General features: G+C 70.2%; 31 protein-coding genes and 1 riboswitch. Of the genes, 23 read left to right on the top strand and 8 right to left on the bottom strand.

Annotation, left to right across the window (positions count from 1 at the left end):
- Nucleotides 1-6: 6 nt before the first annotated feature.
- A complete protein-coding gene (locus AB0R04_RS04550) occupies nt 7-549 on the bottom strand; it encodes an NUDIX domain-containing protein (protein ID WP_063348425.1) in 543 nt (180 codons plus the stop codon).
- A gap of 327 nt (nt 550-876) precedes the next feature.
- Here AB0R04_RS04550 and AB0R04_RS04545 point away from each other — a divergent pair, with 327 nt between their 5' ends.
- Nucleotides 877-1,752 (top strand): helix-turn-helix domain-containing protein, encoded by an 876-nt coding sequence (locus AB0R04_RS04545; protein WP_363368162.1) that lies wholly within the window; start codon nt 877-879, stop codon nt 1,750-1,752.
- 251 nt (nt 1,753-2,003) lie between these two features.
- Nucleotides 2,004-2,429, top strand: a complete 426-nt coding sequence (locus AB0R04_RS04540) for an SsgA family sporulation/cell division regulator (protein WP_363368160.1) — start codon at nt 2,004-2,006, stop codon at nt 2,427-2,429.
- A 136-nt stretch (nt 2,430-2,565) separates the two neighbouring features.
- On the opposite strand, the gene AB0R04_RS04535 is transcribed toward AB0R04_RS04540, so the two are convergent.
- A complete protein-coding gene (locus AB0R04_RS04535; protein WP_363368158.1) occupies nt 2,566-2,946 on the bottom strand; it encodes a phage holin family protein in 381 nt (126 codons plus the stop codon).
- A 153-nt stretch (nt 2,947-3,099) separates the two neighbouring features.
- Between AB0R04_RS04535 and AB0R04_RS04530 the strand changes: the two genes are divergently transcribed.
- The 10 genes from AB0R04_RS04530 (at nt 3,100) to AB0R04_RS04485 (ending at nt 9,513) form a co-directional block, all read left to right on the top strand.
- Nucleotides 3,100-3,417 (top strand): cupin domain-containing protein, encoded by a 318-nt coding sequence (locus AB0R04_RS04530; RefSeq protein ID WP_063348423.1) that lies wholly within the window; start codon nt 3,100-3,102, stop codon nt 3,415-3,417.
- A gap of 80 nt (nt 3,418-3,497) precedes the next feature.
- Nucleotides 3,498-4,166: a thiaminase II gene (tenA, locus tag AB0R04_RS04525; RefSeq protein ID WP_363368156.1), complete on the top strand. Its 669-nt coding sequence runs from the start codon at nt 3,498-3,500 to the stop codon at nt 4,164-4,166.
- Nucleotides 4,167-4,382: 216 nt separating this feature from the next.
- Nucleotides 4,383-4,583, top strand: coding sequence for a DUF5326 family protein (locus AB0R04_RS04520; RefSeq protein WP_063348421.1), 201 nt, complete (start codon nt 4,383-4,385; stop codon nt 4,581-4,583).
- A 139-nt stretch (nt 4,584-4,722) separates the two neighbouring features.
- Nucleotides 4,723-4,857, top strand: a riboswitch (TPP riboswitch).
- Entirely contained in the window at nt 4,853-6,724 is a 1,872-nt protein-coding gene (thiC, locus tag AB0R04_RS04515; protein ID WP_363368154.1) for a phosphomethylpyrimidine synthase ThiC, read from the top strand. It overlaps the preceding riboswitch by 5 nt.
- Nucleotides 6,725-6,832: 108 nt before the next feature.
- Entirely contained in the window at nt 6,833-7,063 is a 231-nt protein-coding gene (locus AB0R04_RS04510; protein WP_043915407.1) for a hypothetical protein, read from the top strand.
- Entirely contained in the window at nt 7,060-7,467 is a 408-nt protein-coding gene (locus AB0R04_RS04505) for a type II toxin-antitoxin system VapC family toxin (protein ID WP_363368152.1), read from the top strand. Before AB0R04_RS04510 ends, AB0R04_RS04505 begins: the two co-directional genes overlap by 4 nt.
- 123 nt (nt 7,468-7,590) lie before the next feature.
- Entirely contained in the window at nt 7,591-7,812 is a 222-nt protein-coding gene (locus AB0R04_RS04500) for a type II toxin-antitoxin system VapB family antitoxin (protein ID WP_363368150.1), read from the top strand.
- The gene (locus AB0R04_RS04495; protein WP_363368148.1) at nt 7,809-8,228 is read left to right on the top strand and encodes a PIN domain-containing protein; all 420 of its coding nucleotides are present in this window, start codon (nt 7,809-7,811) and stop codon (nt 8,226-8,228) included. The genes AB0R04_RS04500 and AB0R04_RS04495 overlap by 4 nt, the downstream gene beginning before the upstream one ends.
- 194 nt (nt 8,229-8,422) lie before the next feature.
- Nucleotides 8,423-8,809: a DUF5994 family protein gene (locus AB0R04_RS04490; RefSeq protein ID WP_363368146.1), complete on the top strand. Its 387-nt coding sequence runs from the start codon at nt 8,423-8,425 to the stop codon at nt 8,807-8,809.
- A gap of 212 nt (nt 8,810-9,021) precedes the next feature.
- Nucleotides 9,022-9,513 carry a hypothetical protein gene (locus tag AB0R04_RS04485; RefSeq protein WP_063348417.1) on the top strand — a complete coding sequence of 164 codons (492 nt, stop codon included), beginning with the start codon at nt 9,022-9,024 and terminating at the stop codon, nt 9,511-9,513.
- Here the strand turns inward: AB0R04_RS04485 and AB0R04_RS04480 are convergent.
- The 3 genes from AB0R04_RS04480 to AB0R04_RS04470 all read right to left on the bottom strand — a co-directional run bounded on the left by AB0R04_RS04480 (nt 9,471) and on the right by AB0R04_RS04470 (nt 13,064).
- Nucleotides 9,471-10,304, bottom strand: coding sequence for a hypothetical protein (locus AB0R04_RS04480; protein WP_363368144.1), 834 nt, complete (start codon nt 10,302-10,304; stop codon nt 9,471-9,473). The two genes, AB0R04_RS04485 and AB0R04_RS04480, sit on opposite strands and share 43 nt — an antisense overlap.
- Before the next feature lie 240 nt (nt 10,305-10,544).
- The gene (locus AB0R04_RS04475) at nt 10,545-11,792 is read right to left on the bottom strand and encodes a metallophosphoesterase (RefSeq protein WP_363368143.1); all 1,248 of its coding nucleotides are present in this window, start codon (nt 11,790-11,792) and stop codon (nt 10,545-10,547) included.
- Nucleotides 11,793-11,906: 114 nt separating this feature from the next.
- Nucleotides 11,907-13,064 carry a LacI family DNA-binding transcriptional regulator gene (locus tag AB0R04_RS04470; protein ID WP_063348415.1) on the bottom strand — a complete coding sequence of 386 codons (1,158 nt, stop codon included), beginning with the start codon at nt 13,062-13,064 and terminating at the stop codon, nt 11,907-11,909.
- Nucleotides 13,065-13,458: 394 nt separating this feature from the next.
- Between AB0R04_RS04470 and hisC the strand changes: the two genes are divergently transcribed.
- The 5 genes from hisC (at nt 13,459) to AB0R04_RS04445 (ending at nt 18,941) form a co-directional block, all read left to right on the top strand.
- Nucleotides 13,459-14,535, top strand: a complete 1,077-nt coding sequence (gene hisC / locus AB0R04_RS04465) for a histidinol-phosphate transaminase (protein WP_363368141.1) — start codon at nt 13,459-13,461, stop codon at nt 14,533-14,535.
- Between the two features lie 324 nt (nt 14,536-14,859).
- Complete coding sequence (locus AB0R04_RS04460; RefSeq protein WP_363368139.1) at nt 14,860-16,263, top strand: biotin/lipoyl-binding protein; 1,404 nt, start codon at nt 14,860-14,862, stop codon at nt 16,261-16,263.
- 2 nt (nt 16,264-16,265) lie between these two features.
- On the top strand, nt 16,266-17,069 hold the full coding sequence (locus tag AB0R04_RS04455; protein ID WP_363368137.1) for an ABC transporter ATP-binding protein: 804 nt from the start codon (nt 16,266-16,268) through the stop codon (nt 17,067-17,069).
- Entirely contained in the window at nt 17,066-18,277 is a 1,212-nt protein-coding gene (locus tag AB0R04_RS04450) for an ABC transporter permease (protein ID WP_363368135.1), read from the top strand. Before AB0R04_RS04455 ends, AB0R04_RS04450 begins: the two co-directional genes overlap by 4 nt.
- A gap of 7 nt (nt 18,278-18,284) precedes the next feature.
- On the top strand, nt 18,285-18,941 hold the full coding sequence (locus tag AB0R04_RS04445; protein WP_363368133.1) for a hypothetical protein: 657 nt from the start codon (nt 18,285-18,287) through the stop codon (nt 18,939-18,941).
- A 141-nt stretch (nt 18,942-19,082) separates the two neighbouring features.
- Here AB0R04_RS04445 and AB0R04_RS04440 read toward each other — a convergent pair whose 3' ends face one another.
- Together AB0R04_RS04440 and AB0R04_RS04435 are read right to left on the bottom strand one after the other, a co-directional pair.
- Nucleotides 19,083-19,337 carry a hypothetical protein gene (locus AB0R04_RS04440; RefSeq protein ID WP_063348409.1) on the bottom strand — a complete coding sequence of 85 codons (255 nt, stop codon included), beginning with the start codon at nt 19,335-19,337 and terminating at the stop codon, nt 19,083-19,085.
- Nucleotides 19,334-19,696, bottom strand: coding sequence for an ATP-binding protein (locus AB0R04_RS04435; RefSeq protein ID WP_063348408.1), 363 nt, complete (start codon nt 19,694-19,696; stop codon nt 19,334-19,336). The genes AB0R04_RS04440 and AB0R04_RS04435 overlap by 4 nt, the downstream gene beginning before the upstream one ends.
- A gap of 240 nt (nt 19,697-19,936) precedes the next feature.
- On the opposite strand from AB0R04_RS04435, the gene AB0R04_RS04430 reads away from it, so the two are divergent.
- Both AB0R04_RS04430 and AB0R04_RS04425 read left to right on the top strand, forming a co-directional pair.
- A complete protein-coding gene (locus AB0R04_RS04430; RefSeq protein ID WP_363368131.1) occupies nt 19,937-20,797 on the top strand; it encodes a helix-turn-helix transcriptional regulator in 861 nt (286 codons plus the stop codon).
- Nucleotide 20,798: 1 nt separating this feature from the next.
- A complete protein-coding gene (locus tag AB0R04_RS04425) occupies nt 20,799-20,999 on the top strand; it encodes a DUF397 domain-containing protein (protein WP_363368129.1) in 201 nt (66 codons plus the stop codon).
- A gap of 56 nt (nt 21,000-21,055) precedes the next feature.
- Here AB0R04_RS04425 and AB0R04_RS04420 read toward each other — a convergent pair whose 3' ends face one another.
- Nucleotides 21,056-23,257, bottom strand: coding sequence for a transglycosylase domain-containing protein (locus AB0R04_RS04420; RefSeq protein WP_363368127.1), 2,202 nt, complete (start codon nt 23,255-23,257; stop codon nt 21,056-21,058).
- Nucleotides 23,258-23,873: 616 nt separating this feature from the next.
- On the opposite strand from AB0R04_RS04420, the gene AB0R04_RS04415 reads away from it, so the two are divergent.
- From AB0R04_RS04415 to AB0R04_RS04400, 4 genes are all read left to right on the top strand, one after another.
- Entirely contained in the window at nt 23,874-24,065 is a 192-nt protein-coding gene (locus AB0R04_RS04415) for a hypothetical protein (RefSeq protein WP_363368371.1), read from the top strand.
- Nucleotides 24,049-24,576 (top strand): DUF6879 family protein, encoded by a 528-nt coding sequence (locus AB0R04_RS04410; RefSeq protein ID WP_363368125.1) that lies wholly within the window; start codon nt 24,049-24,051, stop codon nt 24,574-24,576. The genes AB0R04_RS04415 and AB0R04_RS04410 overlap by 17 nt, the downstream gene beginning before the upstream one ends.
- Complete coding sequence (locus tag AB0R04_RS04405; RefSeq protein WP_363368123.1) at nt 24,573-25,406, top strand: helix-turn-helix transcriptional regulator; 834 nt, start codon at nt 24,573-24,575, stop codon at nt 25,404-25,406. The genes AB0R04_RS04410 and AB0R04_RS04405 overlap by 4 nt, the downstream gene beginning before the upstream one ends.
- Nucleotides 25,407-25,591: 185 nt before the next feature.
- The gene (locus AB0R04_RS04400) at nt 25,592-26,044 is read left to right on the top strand and encodes an NUDIX domain-containing protein (RefSeq protein ID WP_363368121.1); all 453 of its coding nucleotides are present in this window, start codon (nt 25,592-25,594) and stop codon (nt 26,042-26,044) included.
- Nucleotides 26,045-26,096: the final 52 nt, after the last annotated feature.

The raw sequence follows: 26,096 nt of genomic DNA, 5'->3' as shown, positions 1-26,096 counted from the left end.
GGTCGGTCAGCCGAGGTCCGGGGCGAGCAGCGCGCGGACGCCCTCGATGTTGGCCGCCAGGTACGCCCGCAGCCGGGGCGGGACGACGTTGACGGAGGTCACCCCCTCGCGGGTGAACGGCAGCCGGACCACCTGGTACTCGCCGTTGGGCTCGTCCACCTCGGGGCCGTGCCGCCGGCTGAGGTCCATCGAGGCGAGCCGGCAGGCGAAGAAGTGCTGCACCTTGACCCCGTGCGGGTGGAGCAGGGTGCCGTCGTCATGGTGCGTGTGGCTGATGGTGTCGACGAAGGCGGGCACCACGTCGACGATCTTGCCGCCGAGTTCCTCGTCCACCTCGCGGTGCAGCGCCTCGACCACGGTGCGGTCGCCGCGTTCGACCCCGCCGCCGGGAGTGATCCAGTACGGCTGGGGCGAGCCGGGCCGGACCCGCCGGATCAGCACGATCGAGGCCGGGCCGTACGGGTCGTCCGGGTCGAGCTCCAGCAGGATCGCCCGCGCGGTGCGCTTCACCACCGGGCGGGGCGGCGGGGTTCGGTTGTCGGGGCCCATGGCGACCTCCGGGGCTGGAGCGTTGTGCGGGAGTCTCCCGCGGGACGGTCCGGCCGAAACCCGCCCGAACCGGTGCGTCCGTTCGGGGGCGGGGAGTAACTGCGGATAGATCTTGGATAGCGAAGGTGAATCTTGAACTGATCTTCCAAATGTCGATCGATTCTGATATTTACCTTTGAATCGAAGGATTTTGCCGAGTGATCGCTGTAAGAGTGATTGCAGGGAGGTCGTCCCTGTGCTGCAATGAGCCACTATCGGGCAGATCGGAGGGCTTCGCTCCGGATGCCCTTTCTGTGCATTGACTCGGGCTGGGGGATGGACGTGGCCATGGATCAGATCGCAGAGCCGTCCAGGACGGTCCGCACCGGGCGCGTCGCCAGGTCGCCGACGCCCACCTCGCCGCCCGGCGGCCCGCCGACGCCCACCTCGCCGTCCACCTCGCCGTCGACCTCGCCGGGCAAGGGCCGCGGCCCCACCCTGATCGGCTCCGTCCAGCGGGCGCTGCGGCTGCTGGAGGCCGTCGGGGGATTCCGGCAGGGCGCCACCGCCAAGCAACTGGCCCGCGCCGCCGGACTGCCGCTCGGCACCGCCTACCACCTGCTGCGCACCCTCACCCACGAGGGCTACCTCCGGCGCTCCGACGGCCGGTTCTTCTACGGGGAGTCGGTCAACGGCATAGGCCGGGCCGACGACCGGCAGTCCGACCGGCACGACCTGCGCGCGCGGATGCAGCGGTTACGGGACGAACTCGGGGCCCCGGTCTACTTCGCGCTCTACCGGGACGGCGAGATCCACGTGGTGGACGTCGCCGACGACCCCGGCCGCCCCGCCGTCCAGCCCTGGGCCGACCTCCGCGCCACCGGCCACGCGCACGCCATCGGCCAGTGCCTGCTCGGCCAACTGTCCGAGGAGGAGCGCCGTGACCACCTCGCCCGCCACCCGCCGGTCGGGCTCACCCCCTCCACCGTCACCGGCGAGGCTGCCGTCCTGCGCCGGCTCGCCTCGCTGCGGCCGACCATGCCCGTCCTGGAGCGTCAGGAGTACGCGCTCGGCACCGTCTGCGCGGCCGTCCCCATCACCGTCGGGCCGATGGTCGCCACCATGGCCCTGTCGCTGCCCGTCGAACAGGCCGACCGGCTGACCGTCGTCGCCGGCCAACTGCGGCGCAGCGTGGGCGCGATGGGCCCGTCGTTCGTCCTCTGACGCTCCTCGGGCCGGAACGGATCCCGTTCGTTCACCATTTGAAAAAGCACACCTTGTCCACTACGTCCCCAAACGTGGACGATGGTGATCTAACAGGGATTGGTTGCACAAAACCGTCAGAAACTGCCCCTCACCCAGCAATTGACGATCCCGGCCCCCCACCCGAAGCCCCCCGCATCCGAAGCCCGCCGCCCTCCACCCCACGGCCCACCCGGCCGCTCCCCCCACGCCCCACGAGAGGTACTGGCGCCATGCAGCACAGCACAGTCCAGGGACACCTGGTGATGAACCTCGTGGTCTCGCACGAGCTCTCCTTCCGCATCGTGGTGGACCTGGAGTACGAGCCCGACGACCCGTACGCCGTCCGGTTCACCTTCCACCTGCCCGGCGACGAACCCGTCACCTGGGTGTTCGCGCGCGAGCTGCTGCTCGACGGCATCAGCCGGCCCTCCGGCGAGGGCGACGTGCACATCCACCCGGTCGGCGAGGAGCTCACCGAGGTCTGCATCGTGCTGCACTCCCCCGAGGGGGACGCCCTGCTGCGGGCCTCGGCGCCGCCGCTGGTCGCCTTCCTGGCGCGCACCGACCGGCTGGTGCCGATGGGCCAGGAGATCACCGGGCAGGAACTCGACGCCCAGCTCGCGGACATCCTCCGGGGATGTGAGAACGCGGGGTGAGCGGTGGCCGCACCGCCGCCACCGACGAAGGGGCCCGCGCCGGGTGAACCACCCGGGCGCGGGCCCCTCTCGTGTTCGGCCGGTCGGTGACCGGCCAGGTCGGGTTCGGCCAGTCGGTGCCCGGCCACGGCCGAGGTCAGTCGTCGTCCAGGGCCAGGTGCAGCCCCCACGAGACCAGGCTGATGATCAGCGAGCCGAGCAGTGCCGGCACGAAGCCCGTGACGTTGAAGTCCAGGTGCAGCTTGCCCGCGGCCCAGGAGGTCAGCCACAGCATCAGGGCGTTGATCACGAAGGTGATCAGCCCCAGGGTGAGGATGAACAGCGGGAACGAGAACAGCTTGACCAGCGGCTTGATCAGGAAGTTGACCAGGCCGAAGACCACGGCGACGGCGACCACCGTCAGGGCCTTGTGTCCCAGGTCGGCCTTGCCGGTAGCGAGTTGGATACCGTTGACGATCCAGGCGGCGACCCAGATGGCCACCGCGTTGATCACTGTCTTGATGAGGAAACCCTTCATGACGCCCAAGCCTGGCAGGCCCCGCCGTCCCGGGGGAAGCTCTCCTCGGACATGTTGGCGCTCCCGCCGGACATCTTGGCGCCCCCGGTCCGGCGCCCGTGGTGTTGAATGCCCGTGGCCCGCACGGTGGATGGACGAAGGAGGGGAGCAGCGGTGAAGCTGTTCCGGTTGGACGAACTGGACGTCGAACGCGCGGCGAACGACGGCGCGTACCTGCGCTTCCTGCGCGAACCGCGGATGTCCGCCGGGCTCTACGCGCTCTCCCCCGGCGACACCGACCCGCAGACCGCGCACGACCAGGACGAGATCTACCAGGTGATCAGCGGCCGCGCCGAACTGACCGTCGGCGCCGAGACCGCCACGGTCGGTCGCGGCACCGTCGTCTACGTCCCGGCCGGCACCGAGCACCGCTTCCACCACGTCACCGAGGAACTGCGGGTCCTGGTGGTGTTCTCCCCGCCCGAGGGCTGACCGTCCGCGGACCGATCGGGAACTGGCCGGGGACTGACCGTCCGCGGGCCGGCCGGGGCCGACCGTCTAGGGTCCTGGGCATGAGCAAGAGCCTGACGGAAGAACTCTGGGCGGCCATCGAGCCGGTGTACGCCGAGATCCTCGCCCACCCCTTCATCGGCGGCCTCACCGACGGCACCCTGCCGCGTGCGGCCTTCCGCCACTTCGTCGTCCAGGACTCGCACTACCTGCGCGACTACGCCCGCGCGCTCGCCGTCTGCGCCGCCAAGGCGCCCGGCGAGGAGGACGTGCGGGCCTTCGCCGACGACGCGGTCGGCGCGCTGGCCGCCGAACAGGGCATGCACGCCGAGTTCCTGACCGCCTTCGGCGGCAGCGCCGAGCAGGTCGCCGCCGAACCGGTGCTGCCCACCACCCGGGCCTACACCAGCTACCTGCTGGCCACCGTCTACGGCGGCTCCTTCGCCGAGGCCGTCGGCGCGGTGCTGCCCTGCTACTGGATCTACGCCCGGGTCGGCGAGGCGCTGCTCGCCCAGGGCTCCCCCGATCCGCTGTACGCCAAGTGGATCGCCACCTACGGCGACGAGGCGTTCCAGTCCGTCGTCCGCCGGGTGCTGGCGCTCACCGACCGCCTCGGCGAGGAGATCTCCCCGGCCGAACGGCGCCGGGTCGTCGAGCACTTCACGACCACCTCTCGCTACGAGTGGATGTTCTGGGACGCCGCCTGGCGCGGCGAGCGCTGGCCGGTCTGACCGCTGGTCGCAGGGGGTGCGGGGCCCTTTCCGGGGGTCGTCCCCGAGGCCCGTACCCGGGTCTCCCCGGGGCCCCGGGTCGGGGTGATCTAGGGGTTCTCTCCGGGCCATCGGGCCTCGTTCCGGCACTCGTGTCCCCGTACGATCGAAGTACCGAAAGCAAGCGGGATGCGGCACCGGACGGCAGCCGACCCCACGGGGAGAGAAGGAACGGTCATGGCTGAGCTCTGGAAGTCGCTGCCCTCCTGGGTGCGGAACATCGTCATCCCGGTGCTGGTCCTGGTGCTGCTCTGGAACATCGTGGGATTCGTCTTCGGTGTCGTCGGCGCCCTGCTGAGCATCATGATCAAGGTGCTGGTCGTCGCCGGTATCGCCGCCGCCGTGGTGGTCCTGGTGAAGAAGGCCGCCAAGGGCTGAGCAACCGCCCGAGGCCCGGCCCCCTGGACGGGGGGCCGGGCCTTCGGCGTTCCTGGCGCGGCGTCCGGCCGGCCGGAGGCGTGCTGGACCTGCGGCGATCGGCTCGCTACGGTGTTGGGCGTCATGTGCAGGCAACACCGCCTGCCGACGCGGGAGCTCGGAGCACCGGGCTGAGAGGGCGCTGACCGGGACGTCGACGGACGGACCGACGGCTGCGTCGACCGCAGGAACCTGACCGGGTAATGCCGGCGTAGGGAGTTTGAGGTCAGATGACCACGTTCGAAGCACAGCCGCAGCCTGCCCGCAGCACCGGGAACAGCGGCACCGAGGCCGGCGGCAGCGAGACCGGCGAGGCCGCCACCGCCTCCGTCACCAGCGCCGGTACCGGCTACCCCACCCCGGCCTGGCGCAAGGCCTACCGCGAAGGGTCCCGGCCCGACCTGCGGGTCCCGTACCGCGAGGTGCAGCTCACCAACGGCAGGACCGTCCCGCTGTACGACACCTCCGGCCCGTACACCGACCAGGCCTACGAACCCGACGTGCGGCGCGGCCTGCCCGCCCTGCGCGACGCCTGGATCCGCCTGCGCGGCGACGTCGAGGAGTACGACGGCCGCGAGGCGCGCCCCGAGGACGACGGGATCAAGCACACCTCGCCGCGCGGCGGGAACCTGCGCAACCTGGACGCCGTCTTCCCGGGCCGCCCGCGCCGCCCGCTGCGCGGCCGCGGCGGTGCCGCCGTCACCCAACTCGCCTACGCCAAGCGGGGCGTGGTCACACCCGAGATGGAGTTCGTGGCGCTGCGCGAGGGCCTCGCCCCCGAGTACGTGCGGGCCGAGGTGGCCCGCGGCCGGGCCGTCATCCCGGTCAACGTGAACCACCCCGAGGTGGAGCCGGCGATCATCGGCACCAACTTCCTGGTGAAGATCAACGCCAACATCGGCAACTCCGCCGTCACCTCCTCGATCGAGGAGGAGGTGGAGAAGATGACCTGGGCCACCCGTTGGGGCGCCGACACCGTCATGGACCTCTCCACCGGCCGCAACATCCACACCACCCGCGAGTGGATCCTGCGCAACTCCCCCGTGCCGATCGGCACCGTGCCGCTCTACCAGGCCCTGGAGAAGGTCGACGGCAAGGCCGAGGACCTGAGCTGGGAGGTGTACCGGGACACCGTCATCGAGCAGTGCGAGCAGGGCGTCGACTACATGACCGTCCACGCCGGCGTCCTGCTCCGGTACGTCCCGCTGACCGCCCGCCGCAAGACCGGCATCGTCTCGCGCGGCGGCTCGATCATGGCCGCCTGGTGCCTGGCGCACCACCAGGAGAACTTCCTCTACAGCAACTTCGAGGAGCTCTGCGACATCCTCGCGCGCTACGACGTCACCTTCTCGCTCGGCGACGGCCTGCGCCCCGGCTCCATCGCGGACGCCAACGACGAGGCGCAGTTCGCCGAACTGCAGACCCTCGGCGAACTCGGCCGGATCGCCCGCGAGCGCGACGTCCAGGTGATGATCGAGGGCCCGGGCCACGTCCCGATGCACAAGATCAAGGAGAACATGGATCTCCAGAAGGAGATCTGCGACGAGGCGCCGTTCTACACCCTCGGCCCGCTCACCACCGACGTCGCCCCCGGCTACGACCACATCACCTCGGGCATCGGCGCCGCGATGATCGCCTGGTGGGGCACCGCGATGCTCTGCTACGTCACGCCCAAGGAGCACCTGGGCCTGCCCAACCGCGACGACGTCAAGACCGGCGTGATCACCTACAAGATCGCCGCCCACGCCGCCGACCTCGCCAAGGGCCACCCCGGCGCCCAGGACTGGGACGACGCCCTCTCCGACGCCCGCTTCGAGTTCCGCTGGGAGGACCAGTTCAACCTGGCCCTCGACCCGGAGACCGCCCGCGCCTTCCACGACGAGACCCTCCCCGCCGAACCCGCCAAGACGGCCCACTTCTGCTCGATGTGCGGCCCGAAGTTCTGCTCGATGAAGATCAGTCAGAAGATCCGCGCCGAGCACGGTGACGGTTCCAGCGCCGTGGAGACCGAGTTCGACGCCGAGGCCCTGGCCGGCATGGCGGAGAAGTCCGCCGAGTTCGCCGCCCAGGGCAACCGCGTCTACCTCCCCCTGGCCGACTGAGGCTGCCGCGCACGGCGAGCCCTCCCCGGGTGCGGGGGAGGGCTCGCCGCGCGAACCGCGCGGGCTTGGCTGTCTGCATTGTGCAGGCATCGGCGCTAGAATGCAGATATGACAGCGCTCACCATCCGGGACGTCCCGGACGACCAGATCCAGACCCTGAAGGTCCGCGCCGCCCAGGCCGGCAAGTCGCTGCAGGCGTTCATGCAGGACCTGATCGCCAGGGAGGCGTCCAGGCCCACGATGGCGGAGATGATGGCGCGGCTGGACCGCGAGACCACCGCCCGTGTCAGTGCCGCCGACGTCGTCGCGGCCATCGACGAGGGGCGAGCCGGGCGTTGATCGTCATCGACTGTTCCGCCCTGGTCCTGGTCCTCACGGCGCACGGCCCGGACGGAGAACTCGTCCGGGGCCGGGTGGCCGCGGCGGGGGACGTCTACGCCCCCACCCTCCTGGACTACGAGATCCAGTCGGCCCTCCTCGGCATGCAGCGGGGCGGCAAGCTGACCGAGCGGGAAGTGGAACGAGCGGTCGCCGCCTACCGGATGCTTCCCATCGCCAAGCGGGAGACGCTGGCGTTCTGGGACAGGGTGAAGAAGCTGCACGCCAACCTCAGCGCCTACGACGCCCAGTACGTCGCCCTGGCGGAGGCCCTCGGCGTACCGCTGATCACCAGTGACGCGAGGATCAGGCGCAGCGGCGCGGCGAAGTGCGACATCGAGGTCTTCGCCGCGGACCTCCCTTAGCCGGAGCGGCGCGCCTCGGTGGCGCAACCGGGTCCACCTCCCGGCGCCCGTCTTTTTCGGCCCGTCCGGGTCGGCCGCTGTTATATTCAAAGGTGTTGTTGGCCTTATATATCGGAGGCATGTATGAGCGTGACGACCATCGACCTGGACGATGACGCCCTGGCGAAGGCTCTGCGTTTCTCCGGAGGGGCGACCAAGAAGGACGTGGTGAACACGGCCCTCCGTGAGTACGCCGAGAGGCACGAGCGTGCTGCTCGGCGTGCGCGGCACATGCAGGCTGCCCAGGAATGGGACTACGAGGGCTGGCAGCAGCTCCATGACGCGGAGAAGCGGGGAGCGGAGTGATCCGGTACCTCGTGGACTCCACTGCCGTGTGGCGGTTGCTTCGCGAGCAGCACCTGAACGACGCGTGGGGGGAGGACATCGACCTGCGCGTGATCGGGTCGTGCGCTCCCCAGCGCACCGAATTCCGGCGTTCCGCCCGCAATCTCGTCCATTACGAGCAGATGGGCGCGATGTTCTCCGACCTGTACCCCGACGTGCCCCTGTCGAAGAACATGTGGGGCTGGATCGAGTCCGCCCAGTTCCGGCTCGCCCAGAGCGGCGGCGCCGTCCGGGCGCTGTCCACCGTCGATCTGATGATCTGCGCCACCGCGGCCCACCACGGGCTGATCGTGCTGCACGACGACAACGACTTCGCCACCGTTGCCGGTGTGCTGACCGACGTTGTTCAACGCAGCGTTCGCGACGTTCCGCGGTAGGTGGGCAGGTCCGCGACGGGGTGCCGCGGAGTACCGTTGGGAGACAACCGAGGACATTCCGTATACCGGTACCGGCGCTGGTGTCGCCCTAGGTCATGACAGGTCCCTGCGGACCGGACGGGCGGCTTCTGATGCTGCCGATCCCCCTCCCTGTTCCCGCCACCCCCGGGCCGTGGTCCGTGCCCGGTGTCCCGTTGCTGCCACGTCTGGTGCTGGAGCCGACGATGTCGCGGGGCGGGGTCTTCGACGGCGCCTGGTGGCCGCGTTCGAACCGGGTGCTGGCCGAACTGCCGGACTTGGTCACCGCGCTCGGTGCCCACCTGGGGCGCATCATCCGGGTGGGCCTGGACACCTCGGCCTGGGACGGCGTGCCCCGGTCCGTCGTGGTGAACGGCCTCCTGATCAGGGTCAACTGGCTCACCAGCAGCCACGCGACCATCAGCGTCACCCGCGGCTTCCAGGACCACTTCCTCCTCCTGGTGGTGCCGCCCCGTACCGACCCGGAGAAGGCCTCCACGGCGATGGCGGGGGCGTCCGCGACCGGGAACCACACCCCGGCGGCCGAACTGCTGACCTCCTGACGGCTGTTGCCCACCGGAACCCGGTGAGCCGAGCCGGAAGACGACGGTCTGCACCCGGGGGGAACCGGCTCCCCCGTGCGGGGGAGCAGCGGCGCACCACCGGACGTCGTACCGGGGTATGACGGTTGATCCGGCCCCGTGGTGTGACGACCGCCCGGTCGGTGTCACGGGAGGGTGAGGCCAACAGCCGAACGAGGGTGAGGAGCCCGAAGATGTCCGCGATCCGCCGTCAGACCAGCACCGCCGCCCGGGCCTTCCTGGCGTTGCCGGCCGGGGTGGTGGGGGCGGCGCTGGTGCTCGCCGGCCGGCCCGGTCGGGCCGCGCGGTGGCAGGCGTGGGTGTCCGGGGGCCGGGGCTGGACCGGTGGCCGGGTGCTGGGGCGGGCGGCGCTCGGGTTGCCGTTGGACGCGGCGGCGTTCCTGCTGGTGGGGTACTCGCTCTTCAACTCGGTGCGGAACTTCGGGTACCCGGTCTGGTACCTGGACACGGACTACCACCAGGCCTGGGGCGGCCCGACCATGGCCGGGGTGTGGGCGGTGCACGCGGCCGGCTGGGGGCTCTGCCTGTACGTGCTGCTGCGCTGGCCGGTGGGGTGGCTCGCGCGCGGCCAGCGGGCGCTGGGCGAGCGGCTGCTGGGCGGGCGGCCGCCGGTGTCCGGTGTTCAGGTGACGTCGTCGGGGCTGGTGAAGGCGGGGCTGGTGTAGCCGGGGGCGGTGAAGTCGGGGGCCGGGGTGGGGACGGTGCCGGGGCTGGTGAAGTCGGGTGAGGTGTAGTCGGCGGTGGGGACGGGGCCCGGGCTGGAGAAGTCGGGTGAGGTGTACCCCGGGCTGGTGAAGTCGGGGGCGCCGGCGGGGACGGCGGGCAGGTGGGTGTGTAGGTAGGGGAGCAGGCCGCGGTCGCGCAGCGCGGTGCGCCATTCGCGGCGGGCGTCGGCGAGTTCGGCGGCGAGTTCGGGGTCGGTGCCGGCCGGGGCGGCGGCGCCGCCGTCGCGTATGGCGGTGAGGACGAGTCCGATGATGCCGATGGCCATGGCGGCGACTCCGGCGGCGAGGGCGACCCAGCCGGCGGTGACGAGGCTGCGGGCGAGGGTGAGGTCGGGGTTGGTGGCGCGCAGCAGGTAGCCGATGAGCAGCAGGACGAGGGCGGCGGTCCAGGCGAGGACCGGGGTGAGCACGGTGAGGACGGGGAAGAGTCCGGCGCCGCCGTTGGCGGAGCGCAGCTGGGTGAGCAGTCCGGGGGCGATGGGTTCGGCGCCCGGGGGTGGCGGGGGTGTGGTGCGCAGGGTCTCGCGCAGCTGGGTGTAGTGCGTGTACTCGGTGGCGGCCGCGGCGGCGATGGCGTCGGCGTCGCGCAGGGCGCGGATGTGCAGCTGGTCGGTGGTGAGCGCGCCGGGGGCGCGCAGGGCGGTGAGGACGGTGCGGTCGCGCAGGGCTTCGGCGAGGAGGCGCTCGTATTCCGGGCGGTCCTCGGCGAGCAGCGGCGGGGGGTTGGTCATGGGGACCCCGTTCATGCGGACCCCGGTTCGCTCCGCCCCAGGGGCCGCGGGACCCTCAGGGGCGCCGAAACGGGCGCGGAGGCGGGCCGCCGGACGGGCGGCCGGGTGTGGTGTGCCTCATGGTAGGGGCGGGCGCGGCCGTGCTGACAGTCGGTTTCCGGAATTTCGCGCCCCGGCCCGCGCGCGTGCGGTGGCCCGGGCGCCGGGAACGTCCGTTCGACCGGCCCCGGTCCGCGGGCCTCAGTTGACGGGGAGTCGGGCGACGAGCAGGCGCCCTTCCATGGTGACGCCGCCGTCCATGGCCACCGCGAGGTCGTCGGCGTAGACGTAGGGGCCGGGGATGTGCGGCGGCTGGCCGTCGTCGGCGTGCACCGCGCCGGTGAGGTACGGGATGGGGCTGTGCCCGTGCACGATGCGGGTGCCGCCGTAGGTGTCGAGGAGTTCGTGGACGGCGGTCGGGCCGGCGTCGCCGCGGAAGGCGAAGCGCTTGGTGAAGCGGCGGAAGCAGTCCCACCACTCGTCGACGCCCTCGTCGGCGAGCAGGCTGTGGACGGCGTCGTTGACGTCGGGGATGGACTCGCCGTACTCCAGGTACGCGGTGGTGTCGGAGTGCAGCAGCAGGTGGCCGTCCTCCAGCGCGATGGCGGGCAGCCGGGAGAGCCAGCTGATGTGGTGGCCCTCCAGGCGGTCCAGGTCGTGCTGCTGGCCGCCGTTGAGCCGCCAGGCGGCGAGGAAGGAGGCGGTGCCGGCGGTGGACTGGACGGGTTCGTCGCCGTACCGGGCGGCGCCGAGGAAGAGCAGTTCGTGATTGCCCATCAGGGCGCGGCAGTAGCCGCCGGCGGCGGCGGCTTCGGCGGCGAGTTGCATCACGAGGTCGATGACGCCGATGCCGTCGGGGCCGCGGTCGGTGAAGTCGCCGAGGAACCAGATCCGGGAGCGGCCGGCGGACCAGTGGCCTTCGGCGTCGATCAGGCCCTGGTGGCGCAGCTCGGCGCGCAGTTCCTCCAGGTAGCCGTGCACGTCGCCGACGACGTAGAGCGGGCCGGGGGGCTCGCCGGGGCCGGGGGCGGGGTACGGGTAGCTGGGCGCGGAGGGGTCGGGCAGCGGCGGGCCGAGTTCGATGGTCGGCGGGTCGTCGCGGCCGGGGCCCTGGTGGGCGGGGGCCTGGTGGGCGGGGGACTGCTGGTCGGGCAGGGTCGGCTCGTAGCCGGGGTGGTCCTGGTGGGAACCGGGGTGGTCCTGGTGGAAGACCGGGGCGTTCTCCGGGGCGTGCACGGTGTGGTCCTGCCCGTCGGCGGGCCAGTGCTGCTCCAGGTAGCGGGCTCCGCCGTAGCCGCTGTAGGTCTCCGCTTCGTACGGCGTGCCGGGGTAGCCGGTGGCGGGCTCCGGTTCGTAGTAGGTGCCGTACGGCAGCACGTCGAGGTCCGGCTGGTGGCGGGGGCCTGAGTCGGGGTGTTCAGGCCCGGGGAAGCGGTCCTCGGGTGTCATTCGCCCATCATAGGAAGACCACTCTCCCGGCGTCGTCACCTGGTGGGTATCCAATCCTCCGGAGCGTCAGCCGGGTCGTCCCGCAAGGTCCGTTTTGTCCCGGCTCGGTATGGTCTAGACCTCGCCCGGGGGTCGGGGAGGGCTGACGGTGGTGCGCGGGCTCCGGCGCAGGGAGGACGCGCGGACGATCAGCTCGGTCGGCATCAGGGTGCCCGGTGGCGGGCCGGTGCCGGCGGTGCGGAAGCGCGGCGGGAAGAGCCGGGCGATGTCGACGCCCGTCCCGGAGTCGACGCCCTCGATGGCGTCGATGAGCAGGTTGACCACGGTGGTGCCGATCCGGCGGGGCTTGAGGGAGAGCGTGGTGATCGGCGGTTCGGTGGTGGCGTAGACGTCGCTCTCGCTGCAGCAGACCAGCAGCAGGTCGTCGGGGACCCGCAGGCCGTAGCGGCGGGCGGCGGCGAGCAGGTCGGTGCCGTTGGGGTCGAACAGGCCGTAGACGGCGTCGGGCCGGTCGGGGCGGGCGAGCAGCCGGTCGGCGGCGACGGCGCCGGCGGCCGGGTCGTGCGCGGGGTAGGCCTCGTAGACCGGCTCCTGGCCGACCTTGGCGCACCAGCCGAGGTAGGCCTCGGTGGAGAGCCGGGTGTAGGTGTCGGTGCTGGTGCCGGTGAGCAGGCCGATGCGGCGGGCGCCGGCCTCGGAGAGGTGGTCGAGGATGCCGAGCACGGCGGCCTCGTGGTCGTTGTCGACCCAGGCGGTGACCGGGCAGTTGCCGGGCTTGCCGTCGCTGACGACCGGGACGCCGGACCGGTACAGCTCGCTGACCAGGGGGTCCTGGTCGGGCGGGTCGATCACCACGGTGCCGTCCAGGGCGATGTTGCCCCAGACGTCGTGGCGGGAGGAGGCGGGCAGCACCACCAGCGCGTAGCCGCGGCCGAGGGCGGCGCTGGTGGCGGCCCGGGCCATCTCGGCGAAGTACGCGAACTCCGTGAAGGTGAACGGTTCTTCGCCGTAGGTCGTGACGGTCAGCCCGATCAGGCCGGACCGTCCGGTGCGCAGGGTGCGGGCGGCCGCGGAGGGCCGGTAGCCGAGGCGTTCGGCGACCTCGCGCACCCGGCTGCGGGTCTCGTCGGGCAGGCGGCCCTTTCCGTTCAGCGCGTCGGAGACGGTGGTGATCGACACTCCGGCGGCTGCTGCCACATCCCGGATGCCGGCCCGCTCCAGACGCCGTGAGGTGGTGGGACGCCGACCGCTCTGGTTGGCTGCTGCTGTCATGGCGGACCGATCGTATGGCTCCTGACAAGGGTCTGTGACCGGCGCATCGGGAGCCCTTGGAGATACGTTTCTCCAAGAGTGAGCCGGGGTGCGCTCCTTCGATACCCGCACGAAACCAGCCGTCTTACCTCTGACATGTGCCAAAGGAACCCGGCAGAATGGCTGATCTGCGCCTGTCACCCGACCGGGCATCTCACCCCTACGGGTGAGTGCGGTCGGTATCGTTCAAGGCACCCGACCGGGGTGCCCCGGACGCGTTCCGAGATCCCGGGCACGGTGGCGATCCCACAGGTGGCGGGGGCGACCGCACCGGAGAACACGCGCCGAACACGCGCCGAACACGCGCCGAACACGCGCCGAACGCGCGCGGACAGCATCGAGAAGGAGTAGGACCGTGACGAGTACGTCAGCGCAGGGCCCGCGGCTGCGGCCGACCCTGGACGGCATCCCCACCTACAAGCCCGGCAAGCCGGCCGGCGCCGACGCGTACAAGCTGTCCTCCAACGAGAACCCGTACGACCCGCTGCCCGGCGTGCTGGAGGCGGCGGTCGCGGCGGCCGGCTCGCTCAACCGCTACCCCGACATGGCCGTCGGCGAGCTCAGCGAGGTGCTGGCCGAGCGCTTCGGCGTGCCCGTCGAGCACATCGCCACCGGCACCGGCTCGGTCGGCGTCGCCCAGTCGCTGATCCTCGCCACCGCGGGCCCCGGCGACGAGGTGGTCTTCGCCTGGCGCTCCTTCGAGGCGTACCCGATCATCACCCAGGTCGCCGGCGCGACCCCCGTCCCGGTGCCGATCACCGAGACCGGCGACCACGACCTGGACGCGATGCTCGCCGCGATCACCCCGAAGACCCGGCTGGTGTTCGTCTGCAACCCCAACAACCCCACCGGCAACGTGATCCACCGCGCCGAGCTGGAGCGCTTCCTGGACGCCGTCCCGTCCGACGTCCTGGTGGTCGTCGACGAGGCGTACATCGAGTTCATCCGCGACCCCGAGGTGCCCAACGGCATCGACCTCTACCGGGACCGCCCCAACGTCTGCGTGCTGCGCACCTTCTCCAAGGCGTACGGCCTCGCGGGCATGCGGGTCGGCTTCGCGATCGCGCACGAGCCGGTGGCCAACGCGCTGCGCAAGACCGCCGTCCCGTTCGGCGTCAGCCAGCTCGCCCAGAACGCCGCCGTCGCCTCGGTGCGCGCCGAGCAGGCGCTGCTGGAGCGGGTGGACGCGCTGGTCGAGGAGCGCACCCGGGTGGTGGCCGCGCTGCGCGCCCAGGGCTGGGAGATCCCGGACTCGCAGGCCAACTTCGTCTGGCTGGGCCTCGGCGAGCGCTCGCAGGAGTTCGCCGTCGCGTGCGCCGAGGCCGGGGTGATCGTCCGGCCGTTCCCGGAGGGCGTCCGGATCTCGATCGGCGAGACCGAGGGCAACTCGATCTTCCTCTCGGTGGCGGAGGCGTTCCGCAAGACGCTCTGACCGGCTGTTTCGCGGGTTCCGTAGATTTCGCAGGCTCCTCCGCAGGGGCCTTCACAGGTTCCGTCGCAGGGGCGCACCGGTTCGCGGTGCGCCCCTGCGGCGTTTCCGGCGCTACGGGCCGGCCGCCCGGGGCGCTGCCGGATGGCTGGAGATCATCGGAACTCACTGGGAGCCCGCTGGGAGTTCGGCCAACGACGGCCCACGGCACGGCCAAGGCGCCCGCGCGAACCGGGCGGTGTGACCGGAATGCCCGGATCCGCCCGGTCAGTCTTCTCCCAGCCCGCGCCCAGGGCTCCGCAAGAGCGCCCAGGAAAGCTGTCCGGCATGAAGGTGCTCCCGCGACGGCGAGGCGTCGTCCTCGTCAACTCCGCGCTCGGCGTGGCGCTCCTGGGCGGTGCCGCCCTGGTGTACGCCACAGTGAACAGCGGCACCAGTGCCGCCGCCGGCAAGACCCAGATCCGCACGGCGACCGTGGCCAAGGGAACGGTCCTGGCCACCGTGTCCGGAACCGGCACTCTGGTCTCACCGACCGACGCGGCCCAGGACTTCGCCACCGGCGGCCGGCTCACCTCGGTCAAGGTCGCGGTCGGGGACGCCGTCAAGAAGGGCCAGCTGCTCGCCACCGTCGACACCACGGCCGCCCAGCAGCAGGTGGACGCCGCCCAGGCGTCCCTCACCACGGCCGACGCCAACCTCACCAAGGCGCAGGCCGGTGTCACCACCACGACCACCCAGCCGTTGCCGGGTGCGACCTCCGGCGCCGGCGGCAACGGCGGCGGTGGTGGGGAACGCGGAGCGGGCGCGAACAGCACGCCCGCTCCGCAGACCACCACCATCACCACCACCAAGGTCGACGACGCGGCCGTCGCCCAGGCCCAGCAGCAGGTCGCCACCGCGCAGACCACCCTCGCCAACGCCCAGGCGGCGCTGACCGGCACCACCCTGACCGCCTCGGTGGACGGGACGGTCGCGTCCGTCTCGGCGAAGGTGGGCGACACCGTGGGCGCGAGCTCCGGCGGTTCATCCGGTTCGTCCGGCTCCACCGGGTCGGCCGGGTCGACCGGCAAGTCGTCCACCGGCAGCACCGCTTCGGGCGGCGCGCCGAGCGGCTTCATCGTGCTGACCAACCCGACCGGGATGCAGGTCACCGCCAACTTCTCCGAGCTGGACTCGCTCAAGCTCAAGAAGGGCGAGGCGGCCACCGTCACCCTGAACGCGCAGTCCGACACCAAGCTCAACGCCAGTGTCCTGTCCGTCAGTTCGCTGCCCAGCAGCGGCGGCGGCAGCGCCGGCTCGACCGCCGTCCAGTACGCCGCCACGCTCCAGCTCAGCGGCGACACCAGCGCGCTGCGCACCGGCCTCAGCGCCACCGTCCAGGTGATCACCGGCGAGGCGGACAGCGCGCTGTCACTGCCCACCTCCGCGCTCTCCGGCACCGGCACCAGCCGCACCGCGACCGTGGTGCACCCGGACGGCTCCAGCGAGCGGGTCAGCGTCGGGGTCGGCGTCGAGGGCGACAGCACGGTGCAGGTGGTCTCCGGGCTGAAGGAGGGCGACAAGGTCGAACTCCCCACCACCAGCGGCGGCAACGGCTTCCCGAACGCCTCCTTCCCGGGCGTCGGCGGCGGCCAGGGCCGCGGCGGTCAGGGCGGCGGCGCCGGACTGGCGGGCGTCGGCGGTGGCGGCGGTGCCGCCGGCGGCGGGGCCGGCCGGGGCGGTAAGGGCTGAGCATGCGTCACGTCATCGACAAGCGCGTCCCGGCGGCGCCCCCGCCCGTCATCCAGCTGCGCCGGATCACCAAGGCGTACGGGCACGGCGACGCCGTCGTGCACGCGCTGCACGGCCCGGAGGACCCGGACACCGGCGGCCCGCTCGGCGTCAGCCTGAACATCCACCAGGGCGACTACGTCGCGGTGATGGGCAGCTCCGGCTCCGGCAAGTCCACCATGATGAACATCCTCGGCTGCCTCGACGTCCCGACCGCCGGCCGCTACCTGCTGGACGGCATCGACGTCGGCCACCTCGACGAGGGGCAGCTCGCGCTGGTCCGCAACCGCAAGATCGGCTTCGTCTTCCAGTCCTTCAACCTGATCCCGCGCACCACCGCGCTCGCCCAGGTCGAGCTGCCGCTCGCCTACGCGGGCGTCCGGGCCTCGGAACGGCGCCGCCGGGCCCTGGCCGCGCTCTCCCTGGTCGGCCTCGCCGAGCGGGCCGGGCACCGACCCAACCAGCTCTCCGGCGGCCAGCAGCAGCGCGTCGCGGTCGCCCGGGCACTGGTCACCGCACCCGCGATGCTGCTCGCCGACGAGCCCACCGGCAACCTGGACAGCCGCTCCACCGAGGAGGTCCTCGACCTCGTCGACGCGCTCAACGCCACCGGCCGCACCGTCGTCCTGATCACCCACGAGGACGAAGTCGCGCGGCACGCCAAGCGGGTGCTCCGGCTGGTCGACGGCCGGATCGTCAGCGACGTCCGGCAGGCCCCGGTGGACGGGCCGCCGCCGCTGCTGCGCGAGCTGGGGGTGCCGGCGTGATCCTCTGGCAGATGCTCCGCTTCGCGGTCGGCGGCCTGGCCGCCAACAAGGTGCGCTCGGCGCTCACCATGCTCGGGGTGCTGATCGGCGTCGCCTCGGTGATCCTGCTGCTGGCCGTCGGCAACGGCTCGTCGGTCGCGGTGAAGGAGTCGATCACCTCGCTCGGCACCAACTCGCTCACGGTCAGCTCCGGTTCGGCCAGCGGCGGCTCCCGTGCCACCTCCTCGGTGAAGAAGCTGACGGTCGCCGACGCCAAGGCGCTGGCCGCCGACACCGACTCGACCGCGATCAAGTCGGTCGCCCCCGTGGTCACCACCAGCGGGACGGCGCTGTACGGCGACATCTCGTACAGCCCCGGCTCGATCGTCGGCACCTACCCGGCGTACTTCGAGACCGCCAACCAGAAGGTCGCGCACGGCGAGTACTTCACCGACGACGACGTGCTCGGCTCGCGCAAGGTCGCGGTGCTCGGCGCCACGACGGCCAAGCAGCTGTTCGACACCGCGGACCCGGTCGGCAAGAAGATCGTCCTCGGCGGCACGCCGTTCACCGTGGTCGGCGTGCTCCAGGCCAAGGGCGGCAGCGGCTTCACCGACCCGGACGACGTGGTGATCGCCCCGCTGCCGACCGTGCAGAACGCCTTCACCGGTTTCGGGGCCGTCAACCAGATTCTGGTGCAGGCCAGTTCGGCCGACAGTACGACCGCGGCCCAGGCCGAGATCACCCGGGTGCTGCTCGGCACCCACGCCATCGCCGACCCGACCAAGGCCGACTTCCGGATCACCAGCCAGTCCTCGCTGCTCACGGCGAGGGAGAGCACCACCAAGACCTTCACCGTGCTGCTCGGCGCGGTGGCGGCGATCTCGCTGCTCGTCGGCGGGATCGGGATCACCAACATCATGCTGGTGACGGTCACCGAGCGGACCAGGGAGATCGGCATCCGCAAGGCGCTCGGCGCCCCGCGCGCGGTGATCCTCGGGCAGTTCCTGACCGAATCGACCCTGCTCTCGGTGCTCGGCGCCGGGCTCGGGGTGGCCGCCGGGATCGCCGGCTCGCACTTCAGCATCGTCGGCATCAAACCGGTGGTGATCCCCGAATCCGTGATCGGCGCGTTCGGCATCGCCGTCGCCATCGGGCTGTTCTTCGGCAGCTACCCCGCCAACCGGGCCGCCTCGCTGCGGCCGATCGACGCCCTCCGGCACGAGTAGGACTCCCATGAGCAACGAGATCGCCACGGTCAGCAGCAGCACGCCGGCCGAGCAGGTCGCCCTGCTCGCCACCCCGCCGGACGCCCGCGATGTCACCGCCGAACTCGCCGCCCCGCCGCGGCGCAAGCTGCCCTGGCTCAGCCTGGTGCTGGCGGGGGGCGTCATCGCCAGCGGGGCCTTCGCGGGCGGGGTCTGGTACCAGCAGAACCACGGGACGAACAGCGGCGCCTCGCACGCGACGGCTTCCGCCGCCGGGCAGCAGCGGGCGGCCGGGGCGGGTGGTGGTGGCGGGGGGTACGGGCAGAGCGGGTCCCGCCGGGGCGGGCAGGGTGCTGCTGGTCAGGGTGCTGGGCAGGGCGGCCAGGGCGGGCTCACTCGGGGCACGGTCAAGGCCGTCGACGGCACCACCGTCTACCTGACCGACGCCAACGGCAACACCGTCAAGGTCACCACCGGCGACGCGACGAAGGTCCAGCTCAACAAGGAGGGCAAGGTCGCCGACCTCCAGCCCGGCCAGAGCGTGACCGTCGTCGGCACCCCCGACGCCAACGGCGGCTACGCGGCCAGCCAGCTCGTCGAGGGCGCGGCGGCCGGTGCGGGCGGCGCGGGCTTCGGCGGCGGCTTCGGCGGTGGCGGTGCTCCCAAGAACCCGTCCGGGGGCTGACCCCGTAGCTCCCGGACGCCGCGAGGCCCTCGCCCATCCCTGGGGCGAGGGCCTTCGCGTGTGGTCAGCGCCGGTAGTTGCGGTCGTCGCGGTCGTCGGGGCGCGGAATTCTGAGGGGAACGGCTCCGACGAAGAAGTTCATCACCCCCACGCCTCGTCCCGTTCCACGTCGCGGAGGAGGTGGAGGAGGTTGAGCAGAGTGCTCACGGGGGCGTTGCCGAAGTCGACGAGGATCCGGCCGTCGAGGGTGGTCTCGTGGGGGAAGGCGGAGCCCCAGAGGAGCCCGTAGGAGCGCCCGCGCTGGTGCACCTCGCCGAGCAGGGCGACGATCTGGGGCTGGGTGTAGTCGCGCATCCGGGGGTCGTCCGGCGCGACGGGTTCGCGGGCGGCGCTCACGCGGCGAAGTCCAGCTCGTACCAGACTGTTTTGCCGCGCTCCTGGGAGTCCACGCCCCAGCGATGCGTGAGCCCTTCGATGAGCTGGAGCCCCCGGCCGGTCGTGGCCAGGGCGGGGAGCTGGCGTCGTTCGGGGAAGACGTCGCTCTCGTCCGAGACGGAGACCCGGAGGGTGCCGCCGAGGAGGGAGAGAAGGACGACGGGGGAGGCGGTCTTGCCGTGCCGCCAGGCGTTGACGACCAGTTCGGCCAGGGCGAGTTCGGCGAAGAAGATGGTCTCGGCGTCCCACCCGGAGCGGGTCAGGGCGTCCCGCAGGGACTGCCGGGCGAGCGCGAGCGAGGGGGTGTTGAGGGTGCACACGGGAACCTCCGCGAGGCTGCTGGTGTGGGGAGGGGGGATGCCTTCAGCGCGCGGGCAGCAGGCGCCTACTGCCCGACGAACAGGCATTTCTGACGATCCATCGGATCGATCTGGGGTTGACGATAGCGCATTGGAACTTAAATTTAGGTAGTTGCGAGGAAGATCCCTCTCCCGGGGGACGGATGGTCCTTGCCGCAGCCGACGCGGCACACTGATCCCACAGGATGTTGAGAGGACGCCATGCCAGGTCGCCACAACCCAACCCTTCGTCAGCGTCGCCTGGGCGCTGAACTGCGAAAGATGAGAGAGCAAGCAGGCCTCGGAGGCAGCCAACTTGCTCGCGTGCTCGGAGTGAGCCCTGCCCAGGTGACGCAGATGGAGAGCGGGAAGACCAGCGTCAGCGTGGACCGGCTCCGGACAGTCGCCGATGCCTGCGAGTGCTACAACCAGCCGCTCATCGACGCCCTCAACGGCATCATCACAGTGCGAGACAAGGGTTGGTGGGAGCAGTACCGCAACCACATCCCCGACGTCTTCCTCGAATCCGCCGAGCACGAGGACTTCGCGGCAACGACGATCAGGGTTTGCGCGTCGACGTTCCTTCCGGGGCTTCTGCAGACAGACGACTACACACGAGGAATCTTCAGTCGACGGATCCCTCGACTTCCTGCCGACGAACTCGATCTGCATGTCGCGTTCCGATCGGAGCGCAGAACGAGGGTCCTTCAGAGCCCTCGGAAGAAGCTCGAAGCCTATCTACATGAGTCCAGTCTGCTCACGCGCTTCGGTGGCACCGACGTGCTGAGAGGGCAGCTTCACAGCCTGATCGATGACTCCCTCAGGGATGACATAAGCATCCGCGTCATTCCCTTCACCGCCCACACCTATCCCGGACCGGTCGAGAGCCTCATCTACACCTCCGGGGAGGTGCCCGAGCTTGATACGGCCGAGGTGGAGTCATCGCAGGGCCCGATTTTCTTCGATGCCCCGAGTGAGCTTGAGTCCTATCGTGAAGTCTTCAACCGCATCGAGAAGGCTGCCCTCAGCGGCGAGGATTCGCGAGATCTAATCCATCGCACGGGCAAGAACCTGAAAGGCTGAGATGTCTCAAGACCAATGGCAGAAGTCGTCCTTCAGTAGCTCCAGCGAAAACTGTGTCGAGGTCCGTGCGGTCGCCGGGCTGGTCGAACTCCGGGAGTCCGACGAGGGCGAGGTCATTGTCCGCACCACCGCCCTCAAGTTCGCCGCGTTCCTCCAGGGCGCGAAGGCCGGGGAGTTCGACCACTTGACCGCCGACGTCTGAGCGAAACGATCCGGCGGCCCCTTGCTGCTCGCAAGGGGCCGCCGGTGTGACTGCTGTCAGTGCTGCTGGTCGGGCTGGTTGGTGGCCGGGGCGCCGGTGCCGGTGCCGGTGTTGTTCGGGTCGGTCTTGGGGGCCGGGTCGGGGATGTCGGCCATCGGCAGGGACTGCTTGGGCGTGCCGCGCAGGGCCTGGTTCATGGCGTCGCGCCAGATCGGGCCGGGGCCGTCGGCGCCGAACACCTCGGTGCGGTACTTCCCGTTGATGGTGAGGTTGCGCATCTCGACGCCGCCGTTGGGGCCGCCGAGCCAGACGGCGGTGGCGAGCTGCGGGGTGTAGCCGTTGAACCAGGCGGCCCGCTTGCGGTCCGAGGTGCCGGTCTTGCCGGCGATCTGGCGGTTGTCGTCGAGGTTGAGCGCCGCGCCGGTGCCCTTGTTCTCGGTCACGCCGTTCAGGACGGTGTTCATCGCCCGCGCCGTGTCATCGGAGAACGCCTTCTCGCACTGGCCGGCCGGGACGGGGACGTCCTTGCCGTCCACGGTGGTGATCTTGTTGATGGCGATCGGGGCGCAGTGCTTGCCCTGGGCGGCGAAGGTCGCGTAGATGTTGGCCATGGTCAGCGGGCTCATCTCCTCTACTCCCAGGGCCATCGCGGGGACCTCCTCCAGCGGCTTGCCGCTGGCCTTGCCGGTGACGCCCAGCTTGTTGGCCATCTGCTTGACCGCGCAGAGGCCGATCTCCTGCTCCATCTGCACGAAGTAGGTGTTGACCGAGAGGGCCATGGCCTGCTTCAGCTGGTAGGGGCCCTTCTCGCTGGCGGACTCGTTGGGCACCACCGCCTTGGGCCGGCCCTGGTTCTTCCAGGTGCCCTCGCACGTCTTCATCGTGGGGTACTCCATCGAGTTCGGGGCCGAGTACTCCTGGGTCGCCGGCAGGCCCGCCTCCAGGGCCGCGGCCGCGACGACCGGCTTGAACGTGGAACCGGGCTGGAAGCCGTTGCCGCCGCCCATCGCCGCGTCGACGTTGAGGTTGACGACGGTCTGGTTCTTGTTGGCGTCCAGGCCGTACGGGCGGGTCTGGGCCATGGCCAGGATCTTGCCGGTGCCGGGTTCGACCATGGTGGCGGCGGCCGAGACGCTGTCCGTGACCTTCACGTTGGCGGTCACCGCGTTCTGGGCGGCGGCCTGCTTGTCAGGGTCCAGCGTGGTGTAGATGTTCAGGCCGCCGGTGTCCCAGAACTTCTTGCGGTCGGCGGCGTTCTGGCCGAACGCCGGGTCCTGCTTGACCACGTGCCGGACGTAGTCGCAGAAGAAGCCCATGCCGCCCTGGGCGGTGGCGGTGATGCAACCGTTCTGCGGATCCTTGAAGTTGAGACCCAGCGGGGCGGCCTTGGCCTCCTTGGCCTGGTCCGCGGTGATGTGCTTGTTCTCCAGCATCTTGTCGATGACCGTGTCCCGGCGCTTCTGCGCGGCCACCGGGTGCAGCTTCGGGTCGTACTGGGAGGGGTTCTGCACCAGCCCGGCCAGCATGGCGGCCTCGGCGATGGTCAGGTCCTTGTTGCTCTTGCTGAAGTAGCGCTGGGAGGCGGCCTCCACGCCGTAGGCGCCGTTCCCGTAGTACGTGATGTTGAGGTAGTTGGTGAGGATCTGGTCCTTCGACAGGTCCTCTTCCAGCTTGATCGCGACCTTGAGCTCCTGGATCTTGCGACCCAGGGTCTTGCGCTGCGCCTCCAGCACCGCGGCCTGATCCTCGCCCGCCTTCTCGACGTTGACGTTCTTCACGTACTGCTGGGTCAGCGTCGAGGCACCCTGCGAGGCGGTGCCGCTCTCGGCGTTCTTGCCGATCGCCCGGAGCACGCCCTTGAGGTCGACGGCGCCGTGCTCGTAGAAGCGGGCGTCCTCGATGTCGACCTGGGCCTGCCGCATGAACGGCGACATCTGCTCAGGGGCGAGGACGGTACGGTCGCGCTCGTACACCTTGGCGATCAGGCCGCCCTTGGCGTCGAAGATCTGCGTCGCCTGGGTGAGCGGCGGAGTCTTGAAGTCGCTGGGGATGTCTTCGAAGCCCTCCGCCGTGCCCTTGGCAGTCAGCCCGAAACCGCCGGCGGCAGGCAGGGCGAGGCCCGCCAGCAGCACACCGGACACCACGCTCGCCGCCAGGAAGATCGCACCGAAGCGGGCCAGCCGAAGCGGCGCCTTGCGGGGCGGGGGGAGAGCCGCGCTGTCGGAGGAATTCCATATCGGAGGGAGATTCGATTCCATCCAGGAATGCTAGCCCGCACACCTCGCTGGTCGAACGATTTTTCGCATGCGGCTGTCACGGCTGTGCAACAGATACCGGAATTCGACTTCAATACATCAAGTCGCATACGCACCAAATCAATGCAATAAGAAACTCAGGACGCCCGCAACCAATTCAGCTCCCCCTCGGTGGCACGACCACGGACCACGCCTGCCCGCCTACCGCGCCCTCCCCCTCTCGCAGCCCCGACACCACTTAGATGCCGCGAGCGGCCCAAAAGGTTGCCCACGCCCGGGAGCCTCGACGCCGACTCGCGCGACCTGCCCCCGCCCGGCCCCACCGACAGCGCCCCGACGCGCCCCACCCCCTCCCACACCCAGCCGCTGACGGCGCGCCACGGCACTGTCCGAGTCCCCTCAGCGCAGGAAGTCGGCCAAACCGACTTCCTGCGCCGAAGCCGCCGCCCCCTCGTGCCCACCCGCGCGAGGGGCTGCCGCCGGACAGGCGTGCGGTCGATGAACTCCGGATCAACTGTTCGAAGTTGGACGGTTTCCAGTATCGGAAACGCGAACCTCTTGCCGTGTCGTGGTTGCCTCGGGAACATCGTGGGGACGTCGAGCGATCGAGGGGGCAATGGTGGAGCTGACAAAGCTTGTGGGTTCCTGTGACGAGGGTGATTGTCCGACCCTGTACCTGACTGATCGGGGCACGCTTGCCGTCCAGGGCGTGCAGGTGACCGAACACGACCTCCGGATCCCGGCTCACGAGATCCTGGTCGAAATTCCCGTCGAACTCATTCGAAAGGCCGTTCGTGACAACCTCATCTAGGACTCTCGGGGACTGGTTCTCGGTATTCAACCGGGATGCTTTTCGGTTGGAAACGCTGGATGACTACAGCCAGTCCGGAGGAGTGGATGCCTATCGTGCATTCCTTGCCGGCGAGGCCCAGCCGGCTGACTTCAAGACCGCCGACTGGGTCAGGACAGTGGCCGATGCCACGTGTGCCGGTAAGCGCATGTATCGAGTTCACATCCTCGCGCGTCCGCTCACCGACTACCTTCGGTTCGAGCTCGGATGGGGATATCAGAGGAACATGGCGGCTGGTGAGGAGTTCTTCATCCTCGATACCACCAGCCAGGAGAACCCCATTCCGGAGGCTCCGGATTTCTGGCTGTTCGATGACGAGGCCGTGGCCGCAATGAGCTATGACGGGAACGGAAAGTACCTCGGAAGTGAATTCCTCGACGGCGGCCGGATCGATGAGTTCAGGGCGTACCGCGAAACGGTGATGGCGCGTTCCGTGCCGTTCGCGGAATGGTGGGACCAGTACGGCGAGTGAACAGAACACGGCTCGGGGCGGCGCTGCGGGAACTTCGGAAGGCTTCAGGCAAAGAAGCCAAAGCCGTGGCCCGCAGCGCTGTCATGTCTGCGAGCAAGCTGAGCAAGATCGAGACCGGCAAGGTGTCACCCACCGTCGTGGACGTGGAGCGCATCCTCACGGCCATAGGCGTGTCCGATGACGTCAGGGCCGAGTACATGGCCGCTGCACGGGCGGAGGCCACGGAGGCGACAGCGTGGCGCCTGATCCGGCGTCTGGGCTACCACCGCAAGCAGCAGCAGATCAAAGCGTTGGACGACTCGACCACGCTTCTTCGTCTGTTCCAGCCTTCCCTGGTTCCCGGGCTGCTGCAAACCCCGGAGTACGTGCGTGCCGTGTTCGCGAGAAAAGACCTCACCGAAGAGCAGTTGTCGAGGGCGGTTGCAGCACGGCTTGCAAGGCAGCAATCCCTCTACGACGCCACCAAAACGCTGCGGTTCGTCATCACCGAGCCCGTTCTCCGGTGGCGCTTGGTCCCGCCCGCAATGATGGCCGGACAGTTGGACCGTATCGCCTCCGTATCCCGCCTGCCGCATGTGGATATTCGAATTGTGCCTCTCGCTGCACCGCAGTCGGACGTGCCTGCACACTCCTTCGTCATCCGGGATGACCGCATGGTCACGGTCGAAACCGTTCATGCCGAGGTGGTAGTCACTGACCCTCGCGACGTTGAGGTCTATGTTCGAAAGTTCGACGGGTTCGTGGGCGTGGCCTTGTCCGGTGAGGAGATGCGTAGCCTGATCGAGAGCATCAGGGACGAGTTCTTGAGGGAACAGGAAATCGTCTTCTAGCGCGCCTTACCGACCTATATGTTGGTGCTCGCCCGCCACGGGTGAGGTGGCAGCCCCGATGCGCGAGTTGATCCTCGAATTCATCTGACAAATCGCAGAGTTGGCGTCGGTGGCGTGGCGTGCGGGATCGTGGGTCGACTGCGCGAGAAGCGTAAGAGTGGCCCGACCGATGAAGGGGCGAACCCATGAAGAAGATCGCTGCGCGGCTCTGGCGGATCATTCGGGGGCCGATGCAGTGGCGGGTGCTGTGGTTGTGGCACTCGAAGTTCATGGTCGGTGTGACGGGCATCGTCCGTGACCAGGACGGCCGGGTGTTGCTGCTGAAGCACCGTATGTGGCCGGAGGGTCGGCAGTGGGGGCTGCCGACCGGCTACGCGAACGCGAAGGAGACCTTCGAGGACACCGTCGTGCGCGAGGTCCGGGAGGAGGCCGGGCTCACGGTGAAGGTGTGCGAGCTGGTGCACCTGAAGAGCGGTTACCAACTGCGGGTCGAAGTCGCCTACGAGGCGCTGTACGTCAGCGGCCGGATCGAGGTGGCCTCGTTCGAGATTCTGGAGGCTCGATGGTTCTCACCGGACGACCTTCCCGAGGGACTGCAGGAGTCGCACCGGCAACTGATCGGCCGTCAGCGCTCCTGACGCTGGGCCGCTCGCTCACACCGTCGTGCCTGGGGCCGAACGAGCAACTGGC

Source organism: Kitasatospora sp. NPDC056731 (assembly GCF_040687675.1).
In the GTDB taxonomy this organism is placed as follows: domain Bacteria; phylum Actinomycetota; class Actinomycetes; order Streptomycetales; family Streptomycetaceae; genus Kitasatospora.
Note: the sequence above shows the minus strand (reverse complement) of the source record. Positions and strands in the feature narration are given on the sequence as shown.

Coding starts and splice junctions, on each gene's coding strand:
- AB0R04_RS04550 (WP_063348425.1), bottom strand. CDS start 549: ATGGGCCCCGACAACCGAACCCCGCCGCCCCGCCCGGTGGTGAAGCGC.
- AB0R04_RS04545 (WP_363368162.1), top strand. CDS start 877: ATGGATCAGATCGCAGAGCCGTCCAGGACGGTCCGCACCGGGCGCGTC.
- AB0R04_RS04540 (WP_363368160.1), top strand. CDS start 2,004: ATGCAGCACAGCACAGTCCAGGGACACCTGGTGATGAACCTCGTGGTC.
- AB0R04_RS04535 (WP_363368158.1), bottom strand. CDS start 2,946: ATGAAGGGTTTCCTCATCAAGACAGTGATCAACGCGGTGGCCATCTGG.
- tenA (WP_363368156.1), top strand. CDS start 3,498: ATGAGCAAGAGCCTGACGGAAGAACTCTGGGCGGCCATCGAGCCGGTG.
- AB0R04_RS04520 (WP_063348421.1), top strand. CDS start 4,383: ATGGCTGAGCTCTGGAAGTCGCTGCCCTCCTGGGTGCGGAACATCGTC.
- thiC (WP_363368154.1), top strand. CDS start 4,853: ATGACCACGTTCGAAGCACAGCCGCAGCCTGCCCGCAGCACCGGGAAC.
- AB0R04_RS04510 (WP_043915407.1), top strand. CDS start 6,833: ATGACAGCGCTCACCATCCGGGACGTCCCGGACGACCAGATCCAGACC.
- AB0R04_RS04500 (WP_363368150.1), top strand. CDS start 7,591: ATGAGCGTGACGACCATCGACCTGGACGATGACGCCCTGGCGAAGGCT.
- AB0R04_RS04485 (WP_063348417.1), top strand. CDS start 9,022: ATGTCCGCGATCCGCCGTCAGACCAGCACCGCCGCCCGGGCCTTCCTG.
- AB0R04_RS04480 (WP_363368144.1), bottom strand. CDS start 10,304: ATGACCAACCCCCCGCCGCTGCTCGCCGAGGACCGCCCGGAATACGAG.
- AB0R04_RS04475 (WP_363368143.1), bottom strand. CDS start 11,792: ATGACACCCGAGGACCGCTTCCCCGGGCCTGAACACCCCGACTCAGGC.
- AB0R04_RS04470 (WP_063348415.1), bottom strand. CDS start 13,064: ATGACAGCAGCAGCCAACCAGAGCGGTCGGCGTCCCACCACCTCACGG.
- AB0R04_RS04460 (WP_363368139.1), top strand. CDS start 14,860: ATGAAGGTGCTCCCGCGACGGCGAGGCGTCGTCCTCGTCAACTCCGCG.
- AB0R04_RS04455 (WP_363368137.1), top strand. CDS start 16,266: ATGCGTCACGTCATCGACAAGCGCGTCCCGGCGGCGCCCCCGCCCGTC.
- AB0R04_RS04445 (WP_363368133.1), top strand. CDS start 18,285: ATGAGCAACGAGATCGCCACGGTCAGCAGCAGCACGCCGGCCGAGCAG.
- AB0R04_RS04430 (WP_363368131.1), top strand. CDS start 19,937: ATGCCAGGTCGCCACAACCCAACCCTTCGTCAGCGTCGCCTGGGCGCT.
- AB0R04_RS04425 (WP_363368129.1), top strand. CDS start 20,799: ATGTCTCAAGACCAATGGCAGAAGTCGTCCTTCAGTAGCTCCAGCGAA.
- AB0R04_RS04420 (WP_363368127.1), bottom strand. CDS start 23,257: ATGGAATCGAATCTCCCTCCGATATGGAATTCCTCCGACAGCGCGGCT.
- AB0R04_RS04400 (WP_363368121.1), top strand. CDS start 25,592: ATGAAGAAGATCGCTGCGCGGCTCTGGCGGATCATTCGGGGGCCGATG.